At 63.4% G+C, this 16,112-nt stretch carries 10 protein-coding genes and 1 tRNA gene; 2 read left to right on the forward strand and 9 right to left on the reverse strand.

The window, feature by feature from the left end; all coding sequences use genetic code 11:
- Positions 1 to 51: 51 nt before the first annotated feature.
- Positions 52 to 3,267 carry a M35 family metallopeptidase gene (locus ACSQ3S_RS24570; RefSeq protein ID WP_436144055.1) on the reverse strand — a complete coding sequence of 1,072 codons (3,216 nt, stop codon included), beginning with the start codon at positions 3,265 to 3,267 and terminating at the stop codon, positions 52 to 54.
- A 171-nt stretch (positions 3,268 to 3,438) separates the two neighbouring features.
- Between ACSQ3S_RS24570 and ACSQ3S_RS24575 the strand changes: the two genes are divergently transcribed.
- Positions 3,439 to 4,410 carry a hypothetical protein gene (locus ACSQ3S_RS24575; RefSeq protein WP_436144056.1) on the forward strand — a complete coding sequence of 324 codons (972 nt, stop codon included), beginning with the start codon at positions 3,439 to 3,441 and terminating at the stop codon, positions 4,408 to 4,410.
- Here ACSQ3S_RS24575 and ACSQ3S_RS24580 read toward each other — a convergent pair.
- From ACSQ3S_RS24580 to ACSQ3S_RS24590, 3 genes are all read right to left on the reverse strand, one after another.
- Positions 4,403 to 5,395, reverse strand: a complete 993-nt coding sequence (locus ACSQ3S_RS24580; protein WP_436144057.1) for a DUF6896 domain-containing protein — start codon at positions 5,393 to 5,395, stop codon at positions 4,403 to 4,405. The genes ACSQ3S_RS24575 and ACSQ3S_RS24580 overlap by 8 nt on opposite strands.
- Before the next feature lie 265 nt (positions 5,396 to 5,660).
- Positions 5,661 to 5,736, reverse strand: a tRNA-Asn gene (locus tag ACSQ3S_RS24585).
- Positions 5,737 to 5,858: 122 nt separating this feature from the next.
- A complete protein-coding gene (locus tag ACSQ3S_RS24590) occupies positions 5,859 to 7,061 on the reverse strand; it encodes an aromatic amino acid transaminase (protein ID WP_436144058.1) in 1,203 nt (400 codons plus the stop codon).
- Positions 7,062 to 7,174: 113 nt separating this feature from the next.
- Between ACSQ3S_RS24590 and uvrB the strand changes: the two genes are divergently transcribed.
- The gene (uvrB, locus tag ACSQ3S_RS24595) at positions 7,175 to 9,247 is read left to right on the forward strand and encodes an excinuclease ABC subunit UvrB (RefSeq protein ID WP_436144059.1); all 2,073 of its coding nucleotides are present in this window, start codon (positions 7,175 to 7,177) and stop codon (positions 9,245 to 9,247) included.
- Positions 9,248 to 9,251: 4 nt separating this feature from the next.
- On the opposite strand, the gene ACSQ3S_RS24600 is transcribed toward uvrB, so the two are convergent.
- The 5 genes from ACSQ3S_RS24600 to ACSQ3S_RS24620 form a co-directional block, all read right to left on the reverse strand.
- Positions 9,252 to 10,193, reverse strand: coding sequence for an alpha/beta hydrolase (locus ACSQ3S_RS24600; RefSeq protein WP_436144060.1), 942 nt, complete (start codon positions 10,191 to 10,193; stop codon positions 9,252 to 9,254).
- 15 nt (positions 10,194 to 10,208) lie between these two features.
- Positions 10,209 to 10,841 carry an SdpI family protein gene (locus ACSQ3S_RS24605; protein WP_436144061.1) on the reverse strand — a complete coding sequence of 211 codons (633 nt, stop codon included), beginning with the start codon at positions 10,839 to 10,841 and terminating at the stop codon, positions 10,209 to 10,211.
- A complete protein-coding gene (locus tag ACSQ3S_RS24610; RefSeq protein ID WP_436144062.1) occupies positions 10,838 to 11,119 on the reverse strand; it encodes an autorepressor SdpR family transcription factor in 282 nt (93 codons plus the stop codon). The genes ACSQ3S_RS24605 and ACSQ3S_RS24610 overlap by 4 nt, the downstream gene beginning before the upstream one ends.
- An 86-nt stretch (positions 11,120 to 11,205) precedes the next feature.
- The gene (locus ACSQ3S_RS24615; RefSeq protein ID WP_436144063.1) at positions 11,206 to 12,285 is read right to left on the reverse strand and encodes an ABC transporter ATP-binding protein; all 1,080 of its coding nucleotides are present in this window, start codon (positions 12,283 to 12,285) and stop codon (positions 11,206 to 11,208) included.
- A gap of 13 nt (positions 12,286 to 12,298) precedes the next feature.
- Positions 12,299 to 16,111: a GH36-type glycosyl hydrolase domain-containing protein gene (locus ACSQ3S_RS24620; RefSeq protein WP_436144064.1), complete on the reverse strand. Its 3,813-nt coding sequence runs from the start codon at positions 16,109 to 16,111 to the stop codon at positions 12,299 to 12,301.
- Position 16,112: the final 1 nt, after the last annotated feature.

Here is a 16,112-nt window from a genome sequence, read left to right on the forward strand (position 1 = left end):
ACACCGAAACTATTTTCCCGCCCGCAAAATAATGTCAATTTAACAAAAACCTCAAGCCTGGAACGGCTGCGGCGCCCGCTGCAGGATGATGGTCACCGGCTGGTGCGGATGGGATGCGTGCGCCACCACCGTGATCGCTATCCGCTCGCGCCAGGCGGTCCGCGCCAGCGCCTCGATCTGGTGCTCGCGCGTGCAGAATTCCCGCTCCTTGCCGCAAGTGTCGAGCAGGAAGCCGGCGAAATCACCGAAGCAATCGTAAATCAGCCCGCTGACCTTGCCTTCGTAGCGGTGCGCGTGCGCATGTCCATGGCCCGGAGGCTGCCCGTGATGGCCGCCGCCCTCGCCGCCCGAACCGTCCGGCGACGGCTTGATGTCGTCCGGATTGCCGCCCAGTCCGCCGACACGGTCGCCGATCAGCGACACGTAGCGGCTGAACACCGGATGCCAGCGGTCGCCGGCCGGCACCGCCTCGAGGATCCAGCGCAGCACCGACAACAGCCGCGACTCGGCGCCGACGATCACCTCCTTGGTGCGCACCGGTATCGTCAGCTGGTAGCTGCCGACCACCCGCCGCCAGCGGATCACATCCACCGCATTTTCCCTAGACCCTTCGCGCCGCCCTTCTCCGCGGATGCCGATCACCACCGACGGCAAGGCAAAGGTGTCGCTGACCTGGCGCACGATCACCGTGTACAGCTCGCCCTTGTGGATGGTGTCCGGCAGTTGCACCGACAGCAGCCCGGTCAGGCCGAACGAGGCGCCCGGCGGCAGCGGCACATACGAGATGCCGCCGACCGTCAGCCGTATCGTCTGCTCGTCCAGCAGGGTGAGGCCGTGGTTGACGTAGCGCGTGCCCGCCAGGGCGACGATCTGGCTGGCGGCCACCTCCGGTATGTAGATGCTGGCGATGCTGTCCTTCGGCAGGTTGCCCCATTCGATCAGCAGCTCGTCGGGCTGGCGGTCCGGCAGCTGCTCGGCGCCCTTGGCGGGACGCAGCTCGAAGGTGCCGAGTATCCGGCGCGACGAGGCGTAGCCCGGATTCGGCGATTCGATGATCGACAGGTTACGCTGCGCCAGCTTGTCCGAGGCCGCCGGCGATATTCCTGCGGGAATCGGATCGGGGTCGAAGGCGATTTCCGCCACCAGGCATTGGTGAGCGTTGCGCACCAGTTGCTGGACGGACTTGCGGCCCGAGCCCCACGGTCCGTTGGCGGGCGACGGATGGGTCGGGAACTGCGCCTGCGTCTGGTTGATATCGAGCCAGCAGCCGAAGTAGGCAAACACCTCGCCGCCGGTGCCGTTCAGGGTACGCACATTGGCCGGATCCTGCTGCGCCGTCAACCCGGTGTTGGCCGAATTGACGCGCTCCTCGGCGAAGCAGGGAATGGTCAGCAAATCGCCGCCGCCGCTCAAGCCCAGCAAGGGGATCGCGTCGGTGCCGCTGGTGGCGCGGCGATACGTGGTGCCGGCGTCGAACTCGGTCGACGTGGTGCTGGCCGGGAACAGCCGGAAGAAGGTGCGCACGTTGCTGATGTTGGTCGAACCGCGATAATGCACGCGGGCGATGGCGAAGTTGAACATCGCCGTGCCGTTGACCTTCTGCGACAGCTCCAGCGTTTCGTCGGTGGACAGGTTGTCGAAGGTCTCGCCCGCCGTGCCGGCGTTCAGGTTGGCCAGCACCTGCTTGATATAGGCATTGGCGTTGCCGCTGACGGTGGCGCCGAAGCGTGCATCGCCGTCACGGATCTTGAACACGCGCAAGTCGGTGCTGAGCCAGGACGTCGGGCCGTCCACCTCCCACGGATTGGGGTCGCGTATCAGCAGGATCTGCGCGTTGGCGCTCAGGCCGCCCAGCGTCGCCGTCATGTTGACGGTCAGCGTCTGGCCGGCGTTGGCGGGGAAGCCGCTGCTGTTGGCGAAGGTGATCCGGCAGACCCAGGTGAAGCGCTGCGGCGCGATCGGCAGACTGGCGTCCTCCGCCTCCAGCGACGTCACCGTGACCGACATGCCCGCCACCGCCGGATTGAAGGTGATGGTCGGCTTCACCGTCGGCGAATTGCCCAGCGTGCCGGGCGTGATGCCCAGCTTGTCTGGCCAGAATCCGTCGGCAAGCACGTAGAACGCCTTGTCGATCACGGCCGGCGACGGCATCGTGTCGATCTCGTCCTTGCCGAAGGTGCTGCGGTCGGTGATGAAGGTGAAGCTCTTGCCGAAGTCGGATTGCGCCAGGTGTTCGGCGAAATATTCATGGCTGTCGGCGTTGTTGACCGCCTTGCCGGGATCGCTGGTGGCCAGCGCCAGGCAGGCCGTTTCGCCGTATTGGATGTCGTCGGTATTGCTGACCGCGTGGCTCCACTCGTGCACCAGCGTGCCGAATTTGCAATCGGTGCCGATCTGCGCCGCGCTCAGGTAGCTGCTGCACAGCCAGACCGTGCGCGAGCCCTTGTAGGTAAAGGCGAAGTAGCCCGGCTGGCAGGTGTCGCTGCCGTGGCCCTGGCCGGTGAAATCGTAGGTCACCTGTTCGTTGGCCAGGGTGCCGGAGATGTCGTTGTAGTCCTTGGTGACCTTGTCGTAGCGGCCCTGGTTGAAAGCGCCATACCAGGTCTGGTACAAGGCGTTGGTGCTGGCCGGCCCGGCGGCAAGCTGGGCAGCCGACAAGGCGGCGAAATACTGCGCGTTGCCGTGGGCGATGACGGTGTCGGCCTGCTGGGTCGCCGTGCCGCCGTTGAAATTGGGCGCCTTGGCGTTGTTCTTCGCCAGCTGCGACTCGGCCTTGCGCGCCAGTTGGCCGGAAGTCGATTTGGGCTCGGCGCCCGCCACCACCTCGAACTGCACGTCGGCCGGCGGCGCCACATGCGCCTCGTGCGCCTGACGCTTGCGCGCGCCGGCCTTGACGTTGCCCGTGACCATGAAGGCGTCGAAAAACACGGCATTCAGGGCCACCTTGTATTGCCCGGCCTGGTCGATCGCATACACCTCGGAAATATCGACGCTGAAACTCTGGCGCTCTCCCGGGCCGATCAGCGTGTAGGCGCTGGCCGGCGGATCGCCGCGCTTGACGTAGCGGCCATCGTAGGGGATGCGCTGGCCCTCGCGCTCGACGACGAAGCAGTCGCCGCTGAGGGTGGCTTCCAGCGGCGTGGCCCAGGTCAGCAGTTGATAGGCCTCGGCGCTGGTGTTCTCGATTTCACAGGTGATGACGATGGGATCGCCCAGCGCGTACACAGGCTGGGCGGTCAGGGTGGCAACAAAGGGCTGGTGTCTCATGTCGGGTCTCCTTTATGGGATTACCGATCGAGCATAAGACCGTCACTGCCATCGACATTGATACGGCGCAGACCGCCGAAAGCGTCAAACCACCTTGCCCGCCCGGAGGTACATTGACCATCATTGTGAAAAATGCAATACTGCAACGAAGCCTGCGACCGGAGATATACCTTGACTGTGATCTTAATGACGAAGCGAGTGGTGGTGGCCAGTGGTCCCGACGAAGAAGTGCTGGTCTTCAGCAACGATCACGCACGCACGCCATTGGTGGCGCGACGTTCGGTCGGCGCGCCGGTGCTGACATCCAGCCAGTGCTCTCATCTTGACGCATGGCGTCAGGTGCGCGCCGAGTTGCGTGACATCGCCAGCCCCGCCATAGCGACGGCCTTCGTGCGTTTCATGGAATTGGTTGAGGAGCAGCGCGAGCATATTTATATCTCGCCTCGCCACGCCGCCGTGGCGGTACGCCAGCGCCTGGCGGTCGCCGCGCCGGTCGCAGATAACGCGGTGGCTGACGCGTTTCGCGATGGAACCCTATTGGTCCATATGATCCCGCGCCTCCCCGGCGCCGAACGAGACGCCTGGGCTTACGATCTTGGCTTGACCATGAGCCCCACCGGTTTCGAAGTGTGCAGCCTGACCTTGGTACGCAGCCTCGATACGATCTACGCTTGTGCCTATGGCGTGTTTGCCGTGGTGCCGGAAGATGAGACCTTGGCAATCGGCATCAACGATCTCGGCGTCAATGCTTTCAAAAAGCAAATCTCGGGCAAGGGGTTGGACTCGAATAGCCTGAAGGCCATACTACTGGAACATTTGCAACGCACACACGCAAAGGACCTGGCCGCAGGCTATGACGATTTCGCCCGCCTGCGTGCGGCTGGCCGGAAGTCGCCCAGCAATGAGATTGTTGTCAATCTTAAGAAATCTCACCTGATCGGCATTTGCGTCAATTTAGCCGATCTGAGCGACAAGCGTTTGCTGTCGAGGCTGGGTGCCAAACGCGTGCTGGACATCGCACGTATCAACGCTGAAGTCGCGAGCATTCAGGCTGCCGTGCTGCGCCTGACCGGCCTCCGCCTAGCGGCGTGGACCTACGATTATCGCTACGGCACGCTGGCGCCGCTTGGGCAACTCAAGTAGCATCAGATCTAAAGATTCGCCGAGTAGGTCCTATATCTATCTCACCCTTTCGACCATTCATGGCGTAGTGGACTGTGCACTGAATCCGATAATTCGCGAAAAAACGCTTCAAAGCGTCGTGCAGTTCGAGAGCCCAAGAAAGGCGATCTGCTTCTCTTGAAAAGAATTTACGAATCTTTTCTGAGTTATCGCGAAGGTGAAACACGTTGTTTCTGACCTCTCTGAGTGGGTCCCAATGGGCGTTGATCAATTTTAGCAATGCGTCGGATTCTGGGAGTAATTCTTTAAAGCGCTCAGGCCGCTCTTCCGTGAGCAGTCGACGCATGTTCATCTTTTTTTTGAAGCCCTCGCAAGTGGCCCAAAGGAATCCGAGCCAAGTCGTGAAATAAATCCTGCTTTGCACTTCGTCATTGCGGCTGAGCTTTCCTCTCTTCTTCAACTTCGCATCGAGCTTTTCAAAGTTCTCCCGCATCAGGTCAGCCGCTTCGAAGTAGTGGGCGTACAGGGTCATAACCATGTCGTGATTTTGACTTGGAAGCTTGTCGCCGGGTTGAGTCGAATCGATGTCAATGGCAAGCATAGACGTGGTACCTGCCAAATAGTACAAGTCGTATCCGGACCGTTCCAGATCGCCGGAGGCTACCGCGGCGTTGAAAGACTGCTCGATTTGCTCCGGACTGTCAAAACCGAAGCAGGGAAGACTGCCCCTTGTAAATTTGGTCAGCCGCCATAGGTCAAATCCGTCGATCTCACCATGTTCACCAAAATCAAAGTCGACCGTTCCCGTTTCAAGTCGCACCTCACAACCAGCACCGTGCTTGAAGTATTTGATCCCGCCGTCAAGGACTCCGCTCCCCGGAATGTCGGCTCTAAGCCAGGCGAACGAACTGTACGGCATCGTCATGCCGGACCTGTACATCAGTGCTACTGATTCCCGCACGCGAGATTGGAATTCGGTGATTAGCTGTTCGAGATTGGAGTCCATGCAAACGCGCCTCATTTTACTGTTTATTTATACAGTAAAATTAAATCAGCAAAAATGCAAGCCCCAATTTCCCACGCGCCCACTATGGACCTCACTGACGTAATCAGTTCCGTGTAACCATGCACTTCGCGCTCCAGGGGCTTGACTCGCTCTTATTCGGTTGTGGTCGCTCCGTCGCGTTGGCCCGCGTCGCGCTCATGTTGCCTTATCGGTCGGCGTAGAAAGCAAAAAGCCCAACCGGTTAAGGCTGGGCTTTTCTATGTTCTGGCTCCCCGACCTGGACTCGAACCAGGGACCTGCGGATTAACAGTCCGTCGCTCTACCGACTGAGCTATCAGGGATTAGAGGCAACATTTTATACTGTTTCATCCACTCTATCAAGGTTTCTGACAGAGCAACTTTCCCGGTATTTCCTGTTGCCGCTCAGGTTAAGCTTAGCCGCTCAACCCGAAGAAGCAAGATTTTAGAGTACTTTCGCGATAGCGTCAATCACGATATCGATATTGCGCGAATTCAACGCTGCCACGCAGATGCGGCCGGTGTCGACCGCGTAGATCGACTGCTCGCGCAGTTTCTCGACCTGCGCCTTGGTCAGGCCCGAGTACGAGAACATGCCGACCTGGTCGCGCACGAAGGCGAAATCGTGTGCCGGCGCCTTAGCTTTGAGCTTGGCCACGAAGGCTTCGCGCATTTCCTTGATGCGCACGCGCATGCCGGCCAGTTCGTCTTCCCACAGCTGGCGCAGTTCCGGCGTGGTCAGCACGGTGGCCACCACCTTGCCGCCGTGGACCGGCGGGTTCGAGTAGTTGGTGCGCACGACACGTTTCAATTGCGACATCAGACGGCTCGCCTCTTCGCCAGTGGCGGCGACCACGCTCAGCGCGCCCACGCGCTCGCCGTACAGCGAGAACGACTTCGAGAACGAATTCGACACCAGCAGCGGACCGCCGGCGGCAGCGAAGCGGCGCACCACGGCGCCGTCTTCGGCGATGCCGGCGCCGAAGCCCTGGTAAGCCATGTCCAGGAACGGCACCAGGCCACCCGAGGTAACGGCGGCGATGACCTCATCCCACTGGGCCGAGGTCAGGTCGGCGCCGGTCGGGTTGTGGCAGCAGGCGTGCAGCAGCACGATGGCGCCGCGCGGCATGGCCTTCAGGTCGGCCAGCATGCCGGCGAAGTTCACGCCGTGGGTGGCTGCGTCGTAGTAGGCGTAGTTGTTGACGGTGAAGCCGGCGCTTTCGAACAGCGCGCGGTGGTTTTCCCAGCTAGGGTCGCTGATGTAGACCTGCGAATCCGGCGCGAAGCGCTTCAGGAAGTCGGCGCCGATCTTCAGTGCGCCGGTGCCGCCGATGGCTTGCACGGTGACCGCGCGCTTCTCTTGAATTACGGCGCTGTCGGCGCCAAATACCAGCTCTTGCACCGCCTTGTCGTAGGCAGCCAGGCCTTCGATCGGCAGGTAGGTGCGCGGGGCCGGCGTGGCGATCAGGATCTCTTCCGCTTTCTGCACGCACGATAGCAGCGGCACTTTGCCGTTGTCGTCATAATAGACGCCCACGCCCAGGTTGATTTTGGCCGGGTTCTGGTCGGCGTTAAATGCTTCGGTAATACCCAGGATAGGGTCGCGTGGTGCCATGTCGATGGCGCTGAACAAGCTAGGATTCGTCATGATAAGATTGGATTCGATTGGAAGCGGTTCGCAGCGGATGAATGTAGACAGCGCCCCTATAAAAAGTGCTTCAGGCCGCTGGCAGGCCATTATTTTAACAAAGGTCTGACAAGATGGCTGAATTACCCGTACTCGATAACACCGTGGCAACCGTGGTCACCTTCCCGGATTCGCCGTTCAAGCTGCACCAGCCCTTCCCGCCGGCCGGCGATCAGCCCACCGCGATCGACCAGCTGTGCGAGGGCATCGACGACGGCCTGTTCTTCCAGACCCTGCTCGGCGTGACCGGTTCGGGCAAGACCTACACGATGGCCAACGTGATCGCCCGCAAGGGCCGACCCGCCATCGTCTTCGCGCCCAACAAGACGCTGGCGGCCCAGCTGTATTCGGAATTCCGCGAATTCTTCCCCGAGAACGCGGTCGAATACTTCGTCTCCTACTACGATTACTACCAGCCGGAAGCCTACGTGCCGCAGCGCGACCTGTTCATTGAAAAGGATTCGTCCATCAATGAGCACATCGAGCAGATGCGCCTCTCGTGCACCAAGTCGCTGATGGAGCGGCGCGACGTCATCATCGTCGCCACCGTGTCGGCGATCTACGGTATCGGTAACCCGACCGAATACCACCAGATGATCCTGACCTTGCGCGCCAAGGACCGCGTCTCGCAGCGCGACATCATCGCCCGCCTGATCCAGATGCAGTACACCCGCAACGAAGTGGACTTCGGCCGCGGCACCTTCCGTGTGCGCGGCGATACGCTCGACATCTTCCCGGCCGAGAATGCGGAGCTGGCCGTGCGCCTGGACCTGTTCGACGACGAACTGGAATCGATCCAGCTGTTCGATCCGCTGACCGGCCGCGTCAAGCAGAAGATCCCGCGCTTCACCGTGTATCCGGGTTCGCACTACGTCACGCCGCGTTCGACCGTGCTGCGGGCGATCGAGACCATCAAGCTGGAACTGCGCGAGCGACTGGAGTTCTTCCGCAAGGAGAACAAGCTGATCGAAGAGCAGCGCCTGGAGCAGCGCACCCGCTTCGACCTGGAGATGATGACCGAGATCGGCTTCACCAAGGGCATCGAGAACTACTCGCGCCACCTGAGCGGCGCCCAGGCCGGCGAACCGCCGCCGACCCTGGTCGACTACCTGCCGAAGGACGCGCTGATGTTCCTCGACGAGTCGCACGTGCTGATCGGCCAGCTGAGCGCCATGTACAACGGCGACCGCTCGCGCAAGACCAACCTGGTGGACTACGGCTTCCGCCTGCCGTCGGCGCTGGACAACCGCCCGCTGAAGTTCGAGGAGTTCGAGCAGAAGATGCGGCAGACGGTGTTCGTCTCCGCCACGCCGGCCGAATACGAGCGCACGCACGCCGACCAGGTGGTCGAGCAGGTGGTGCGGCCGACCGGCCTGGTCGACCCGCTGATCATCGTGCGTCCGGCCAGCTCGCAGGTGGACGACCTGATGTCCGAGATCACGCTGCGCGTGGTCAAGAACGAGCGCGTGCTGGTGACCACGCTAACCAAGCGCATGTCCGAGCAGCTGACCGAATACCTGAGCGACCATGGCATCAAGGTGCGCTACCTGCACAGCGATATCGAAACCGTCGAGCGCGTGGAGCTGCTGCGCGACCTGCGCATCGGCACCTTCGACGTGCTGGTCGGGATCAACCTGCTGCGCGAGGGCCTGGACTTGCCGGAGGTGTCGCTGGTGGCGATTCTCGACGCGGACAAGGAAGGCTTCCTGCGTTCGGAACGCTCGCTGATCCAGACCATAGGCCGCGCCGCGCGTAACCTGAACGGCGTGGCGCTGCTGTACGCCGACCGCATGACCGATTCGATGGAGCGCGCCATCGGCGAGACGGAACGCCGCCGCGCCAAGCAGATCGCCTTCAACGCGGCCAACGGCATCGTGCCGCGCGGCGTGCAGAAGATCATCAAGGACATGATCGACGGCGTCTACAGCCCGCAGGATGCGCGGGAAGTGCTGCAGGTGGCGCAGGAGACGGCCAAGTACGAATCCATGAGCGAGAAGCAGATCAGCAAGGAGATCAAGCGCCTGGAAAAAACCATGCTCGATCACGCCAAGAACCTGGAGTTCGAAAAGGCCGCGCAGGTGCGCGACCAGCTGCATCAGTTGAAGCAGCAGCTGTTCGGCGCACCGGGCTCGGACAATATCGCCTAGGCGTTTATTTCGGCGCGTTGACGAAACCGCTCAACGCGTCGATCAGTTGCGGCGCCACAGGCAGGTCGGGCCGGCTGTAGGATTTCATTTGCGCGGCCGGGTCGTCGCCGACCATTTTCAGCACGTGGTTCATGCCGTCGACGATGACCAGCTTAGCGCGCGGCGCGGCGGCGGCCAGCGCCTTGGCGTCCGACACCTGGACCTGGATATCCGTCGTCCCCTGCAGGATCAGCACCGGCATCTTCAGCGCCGCCACAGCCGTCGGCGGATCGTACTTGAGCAGCGACACCAGATATGGCTGTACCGATGGACGGTACAGGAACATCAACGGCGGCGGCACGTCATCGACCGTCTTCCCGTCCTTGAGCGCGGCCAGCACGCGCTCGCTCTGGTCGAACAGCGGCGGTGGCAGCTTGGGCTTGAGCTGCTCGCGCAGCACTTCATCCACCGGGCGCCCGGCGCCGGAGATCAGCACGCAGGCGTCGGTGGGCGCCTGGCGGCAGGCCACGGACGCGATCAGCGCACCCTCGCTATGCCCTGCCATCACGACACGGGAGAAGCGCGGATCGGCGCGCAGCTGGCGCACCCACGCCACGGCGTCGCCGATATAGTCGTCGAGGCGCACATCCTCTTCCTTCCAGCCCTTCCACGCACTCGATGCGATTCCGCGCTTGTCGTAGCGCACGGAGGCGATGCCGCGCTTGGCCAGCGCCTCCGCCACCATACGCAAGGAGTCGTTGGGTCCGGACAGCATGCTGCTGTTGCCGTCGCGGTCCGTGGGACCGGAGCCTGAATGCAGCAGCACCACCGGCACCTTGCCGCTACCGTCCGGCAGCCATTCGGTTCCATACAGCGTGCCGCCGTCCACTTGCAGCGAGACCTGCCGTTCAGCGGCGCCTACAGGCAACGCCAGCATCAACAACGATAACAAGAATCCCAAACGCATACGTAATCTCCAGTGTCAGTGAGTCAATCGTTTATACAGCAGCAGCGAGTAACCGGCGGACAGCAGTGCCCACGCCAGCATCAACGCCAGCAAGGCCCAGTGCGGAACGCCCAGCCACAGCGCGAGTAGTCCAAGCAGGCCGCTGGCCACCATCAGCTTCGCCGCCAGCCGGTGCGTGGCGTACCATACGCGCTCGCTGGCCAGCGTCCACGGCGTGCGGATGCCCATGAAGAAGTTGCGGCGCACCTTGCCCATCGGGTTGCCAATCAAAATCAGCAGAATGAATACGCCAGCCGGCACCGCCTTCTGCATCGGCACCGCGCCATGCAGCATGGCGGCAAGCACCAGCGCATACACATAGGCCAGCATGCACACCACCACGCCGCACAGGTAGTAGTAAGTCGGCTCGAAACCGCTCATGTCGAAGCGGCGCGGCGAGATACGCGGCAGCAGCGCTCCGCACAGCGCCATCAGCGATATCAGGCCGGGGCCCAGCAGCCACAAGGCTGCGCGTGGCCCATAGCCATTCACAACACCGTCGATATCCCAATGCACCGGCACCCGTTCCGGCAGCATCGGCCAGGCGTACACCGTGGCAGCGCAAGCGGCGGCCACCAGCACAAGGCACAGCAACAGATAGCGTTTCATTTTTTGCTCCCTTTGGCATCGGTCAGGTCCATCACCCAGGACAGCACGTCCTGCAGCACCGTCGTGTTCAAGCCATACCAGATGGTTTGCCCTTCGCGGCGGCGGGTAATCAGGTCGGCGTCGGCCAGTACGGCAAAGTGATGCGACATGGTCGGCTTGCTCATGTCGAAATGCGCAGCCAGCTCGCCGGCGGTCATCTCGCCGGGCCGCAGCAGGCGCAGGATCTCGCGCCGCGCCGGATCGGCAATGGCCTTGAAGGCGTTGTTGGATGCGTTCATATTAAGGCAAACATCTAATTAGACAGTTATCTAACTATAGACCTGCAAAAAACGGCGGTCAAGCGATTTCCGCTGCCGCCGCCCTGTTACGTCAGTGCCAGGCCCTGTTCGTCGAACACGTGCCAGCGCGAGGGCTCGACGCACACCGCCGCTGTCTGGCCGTTCTGCCAGCGCGCCTCCGGATCGATGCGGGCGATGAACTGCGTCGTGCCGCCGTCCGGCGTCAGGTAGACATAGCTGGTATCGCCCAGCAGTTCGGCTGCCAGCACTGTCACGGGGATGCCGTCGCCGGATTTTTCCAGCGCCATGTGCTCGGCGCGCACGCCCAGCGTGACGCGGCTGCCGACAGCCAGGCCGTCCCGCTCAGCCACCTGCACCAGCGCACCGCCGGCAAGCCGGACCGCCATCCCCTGCGGCTCCAGCCGCTCCACCGTGCCGGTGATGAAGTTCATCGCCGGCGAACCGAGGAAACCCGCGACGAACAGGTTGGCCGGACGCTGATACAACTCCAGCGGCGCCCCCACCTGCTCCACCAGCCCGCCGCGCAGGACGACGATGCGGTCAGCCAGCGTCATCGCTTCCACCTGGTCGTGGGTCACGTAGATCATCGTACTGCGCAGGGTGCGGTGCAGGTTTTTCAACTCGATACGCATCTGCACGCGCAACGCCGCATCCAGATTGGACAAGGGCTCGTCGAACAAGAACACCTGCGGCTGCCGCACGATCGCGCGGCCTATCGCCACCCGCTGCCGCTGGCCGCCGGACAGTTCCTTGGGCTTGCGCAGCAACAGCGGCTCGATACGCAGGATCGCCGCGGCTTGCGTGACCTTGGCGCGTATCTCATCCGGCGGCAGGCCGGCCAGCTTCAGCGCGAACGCCATGTTGTCGTACACCGTCATGTGCGGATACAGCGCGTAACTCTGGAACACCATCGCGATGCCGCGCGCGGCCGGCGCCACCTCGGTCATGTCGCGGCCGCCGATCAGCACCGCGCCTTCGTCGCTGTTTTCCAGTCCGCAGATGGTGCGCAGCAGCGTCGACTTGCCGCATCCCGACGGTCCGACAAACACCACGAACTCGCCGTCTGCGATGCTCAGGTCGATGCCGCGCAAAATCTGATGCTGGCCAAACCCCTTGCGGATGCCTTGTATTTCCAGTCCAGCCATGCCATTCCCCCTGTTAGCCCAGCACCAGCTCGACGCGATGCTCGCCGCCGTCGCGCCGCACCGGTATCCGCGCCACGCCGTTTTCAACCGCCAGCGCTACGCCGTCCAGCGAAGCGCCATGAACGGCGCCTGCGCTGCGTTGCGGATTGCGCACGACGATCTCGTAACTGCCGCCGCCATCGGGCAAGCGATACCGGATGCTGAATTCCGGCCAGTCGTCGGGAATACGCGGCGCCAGCACGATGGTGTCGCCGTTCTCGATGCCGAATCCCAGCACCGACTCCAGTCCCACGCGATACATCCAACCCGACGAGCCTGTGTACCAGGTCCAGCCGCCGCGGCCGACATGCGGCGCTTCGCCATAGATATCGGCGGCGATCACGTACGGCTCGACCTGATAGACGGCCACCGCCGCCGGATCGAGCGCGTGGCTGACAGGGCTCAGCATTTCCAGCAGGTGGGCGGCGCGGTCGCGGCGGCCCGCCTCCGCCATCGCGCGCACCACCCAGCAGGCCGCATGCGTGTACTGCCCCCCGTTCTCGCGCACACCCGCCACGTAGCCTTTGATGTAGCCGGGGTCGTTGGGCGTGTTGACGAAGGCAGGCGTCAGCAGGCGTATCAATTTATCCTGTTCCGACACCAGCCGCTGCTCCAGCGCGTCCAGTGCCTGCGCCGCGCGTTGTGGCGGCGCCGCTTCCGAGATGATGGCCCAGGCTTGCGCCAGCGCGTCGATCTGGCATTCGTCACTGTCCTTCGAGCCGATCACGGCGCCGTTGTCGTAGAACGCGCGGCGGTACCATTCGCCATCCCAGCCATCGGCGTTGAGCGCGTGGTCCAGATGGTCGTGGTAGGCGCTGTAGCACAACACCCGCGTGGTATCGCCGCGTCTTTCGCAGATAGGCAGGAAGTCCTTGATGATGCGGGACAGGAAGAAGCCCATCCACACGCTCTCGCCGCGGCCTTCGCGGCCGACGCGGTTCATGCCGTCGTTCCAGTCGCCAGTACCCATCAGCGGCAAGCCGTGCGCACCCTGCGTCAGCGAGCGGTCCAGCGCGCGGCAGCAGTGTTCATAGACGTCGCCGCTGGTGCCAGACAACTCGGGCTTCAGGTAAACCTCGTCCTCGCCGTCCTCCAGCAGCGGCGCGGTCAGGAACGGCTCGACCTCATCGAGCACGCCCCAGTCGCCGGTGGTCTTGATGTAGAACGCCGCCACATATGGCAGCCATAGCAGGTCATCGGAGAAGCGCGTGCGCAGGCCCTGCTCCATCGGCGCCGTATGCCACCAGTGCAGCACATCGCCTTCGACAAACTGGTGTGCGGCATGGATGCGGATCTGCTGGCGCGTCAGGTCCGGCCGGGCATAGATCATGGCGCTGGAATCCTGCAGCTGGTCGCGATACCCCAGCGCGCCGCCGGACTGGTAGAACGCCGAACGGCCCCAGATGCGGCAGCTCAGGTTTTGATACGCCAGCCAGCCGTTCTGCATCAGGTCCACCGCCGGCACCGGCGTGGTCACCTGCACCGCGCTGACCGTGTGGCGCCAGAAGGCTGTGATCTCGTCGAACGACTGCTGCACGGCGCCGGGAGCGCGATAGCGCAGCACCAGATCCAACGCAGCCTGGCGTTCCACGGTTTCGCCAAGCAGGAAGACGCATTCCAGCGTGGCGCCCGGCGCGAGCTTGTGAACCGCCTGGAACGCCGCGCACGGATCGAGACCGGCGCCGGTGACGCCGTCAAGGCGAGGCGCCGCCAGCGCGGCAGGAGCGGCCGGACTGCCGTGGCGGCCGATAAATGCGGCGCGGTCGGCACTGTGATGCACCATGGCGCCGTCGCCGGCCAGCGCTGCGGCAAAGGTCACGCCGTCGGCAAACTGGCCTGCCAGCGGATTCTGCGCCAGCAGGACACCGGATACATCATGCTCGGTAATGACGAAACGGCTGCTGTCGGCCGGCGTACCGCCCAGCACCAGGCGCTGGTAGGAAAACAGCGACAGGCGGCGCGCGGTGTCGCCATGGTTGGTCACCCGCACCCGCACGATCTTTACCGGATCGTGGCGCGGCACGAACATTACCGTTTCCTGCTCAAGCCCGTGGCTGACGTGATTGAAGCGCGTATAGCCGAAGCCGTGTGCGGCTTCATAGCCGGCGGCCGCTGGTGCGGGGCCCGGCAGCGGCGACCAGTATTTTCCGCTGTCCTCGTCGCGAAGGTAGAGCGCTTCGCCGTGCGGATCGCGGATCGGGTCGTTGTACCAGGGTGTCAGGCGATGCACTCGGCTGTTGCGGCTCCACGTGTAGCCGGCCCCGCTCTCGCTGACCAGGAAGCCGAAGCCTTCGTTGGAGATGGCGTTGGTCCAGGCCAGCGGCGGCCGGCGCAAGCCACTCTGGCCATCCCAGTCCATGCGAATCACGTATTCGTCGCCGGCGCCGGAAAAGCCGCCATTGCCGTTAAAGAAGCGCAGCACCGGACGCCCCGGCAAAGTCGAGGGCCCGTCGGGTTGGATCGCGGCCTCCACATGCGGCATCTTGGCGCCAGCACCGTCCACGTCATCCAACGATGGCAGGCCGCCACGCACAATCAGCAAGGCATTCAATTCGATGCGAGCCAGATCGGCCGGCGCAATATCGTCCGGCTTGACGATATGGACGCCCTCTTGCGACGGCCATACGCCGTCGGCATCGAGCAGCAGCACTTGCAACGGCAGGCCGAGCGCGGCCCAATAACGGCGGGCGCGGAGCATCAGTTCGACGCTGGCGTCGGCGGCGCCAAGGCTCCACAGCAGCACCAGCGGGCCGGAAGGTAACGCGGGCGAGGCCGGAGCACTGCTGGATTGCGAAGCGCCGGCTTCAATCACCGCGCTGGCGATGGCGGCGGTGGAAGCCGAAACACGAACCGCCGACTGCCCATACAGCATGGCGCCGGCAAGGCGCTGGCAATATTCCGCCTGTGTCGCATCAAGGCCAGCGTGCTGTTGCGCAGCCAGCCCCGCGGCACGCGCCGCCGCGAACAATGGCTGGCCATCCTGCGCCAGCGCCGACGCGAGCGCCAGGGCCTGGTCGCGGCCAGCTGCAGCTCCCAGGACGAAGGAAAGGCGCACCTGCGCGCCCGGCGCCAGCGTTACACTGCGGCGCAGGCTGAACGCGGGGTCCAGCACGTTGCCTGCGGTGCCGGACAATTCCCCCTCCATGCCCTGCGGCGCGCGCAGATCGCGACCCCGGCCGACAAAGCGCGTGCGGTCGGTTTCGTAGCCCGATGCGCTGCCGCCGGATGCGGCATGCACCATCCACAGGCCGCCCTCGCCCTCGCCGCGGGGACGACGGCGCGCCAGCAAGGCGCCGCTGGCGGCCTCGTATTCGGTCTGTACAAACAACTTGGAAAACGCCGGATGCGATGCCTCGTCAGCCTGGCGATTCAGCACCACCTCCAGATAGCTGGTCAATTCGATGCGGCGCGTATGACCGGACAGATTGCTGAGCAAAATACTCCGCAGTTCTACATCACGCTGCGGATCGACGGCCACGTCCATGCGTGCCTCGATGTCATGGACGGTCGCGCTTATCCAGCAACTGCCGGCATCGCCGCCTGCGGAGCGCAGCACATCTCCGCCGCCGGGTTGTGCGCCCAGCGACCAATGCTGGCCGCTATCGGCGTCGCGCAGGTAGAAGAAATAGCCCTCGGCATCCTCGATGCGATCGCCGTTCCAGCGCGACAGCATGCAGTCGCCGACACGACTGAAGCCCGTCCCGGCGCCGGTGATGAGAGTGGTGAAACTGCCGTTCGACAGCAGTTGCGCATGACGCGCCGTATTGTTTGCGGGAGTGTTGGTCATG

This window comes from Duganella sp. LjRoot269 (assembly GCF_964254095.1).
In the GTDB taxonomy this organism is placed as follows: Bacteria; Pseudomonadota; Gammaproteobacteria; order Burkholderiales; family Burkholderiaceae_D; genus Rugamonas; species Rugamonas hordei.

Bases quoted from the DNA above. Each gene is read 5' to 3' on its own strand.
- ACSQ3S_RS24570 (WP_436144055.1), bottom strand. From the start codon at position 3,267: ATGAGACACCAGCCCTTTGTTGCCACCCTGACCGCCCAGCCTGTGTAC.
- ACSQ3S_RS24580 (WP_436144057.1), bottom strand. From the start codon at position 5,395: ATGGACTCCAATCTCGAACAGCTAATCACCGAATTCCAATCTCGCGTG.
- ACSQ3S_RS24590 (WP_436144058.1), bottom strand. From the start codon at position 7,061: ATGACGAATCCTAGCTTGTTCAGCGCCATCGACATGGCACCACGCGAC.
- uvrB (WP_436144059.1), top strand. From the start codon at position 7,175: ATGGCTGAATTACCCGTACTCGATAACACCGTGGCAACCGTGGTCACC.
- ACSQ3S_RS24600 (WP_436144060.1), bottom strand. From the start codon at position 10,193: ATGCGTTTGGGATTCTTGTTATCGTTGTTGATGCTGGCGTTGCCTGTA.
- ACSQ3S_RS24605 (WP_436144061.1), bottom strand. From the start codon at position 10,841: ATGAAACGCTATCTGTTGCTGTGCCTTGTGCTGGTGGCCGCCGCTTGC.
- ACSQ3S_RS24610 (WP_436144062.1), bottom strand. From the start codon at position 11,119: ATGAACGCATCCAACAACGCCTTCAAGGCCATTGCCGATCCGGCGCGG.
- ACSQ3S_RS24615 (WP_436144063.1), bottom strand. From the start codon at position 12,285: ATGGCTGGACTGGAAATACAAGGCATCCGCAAGGGGTTTGGCCAGCAT.
- ACSQ3S_RS24620 (WP_436144064.1), bottom strand. From the start codon at position 16,111: ATGACCAACACTCCCGCAAACAATACGGCGCGTCATGCGCAACTGCTG.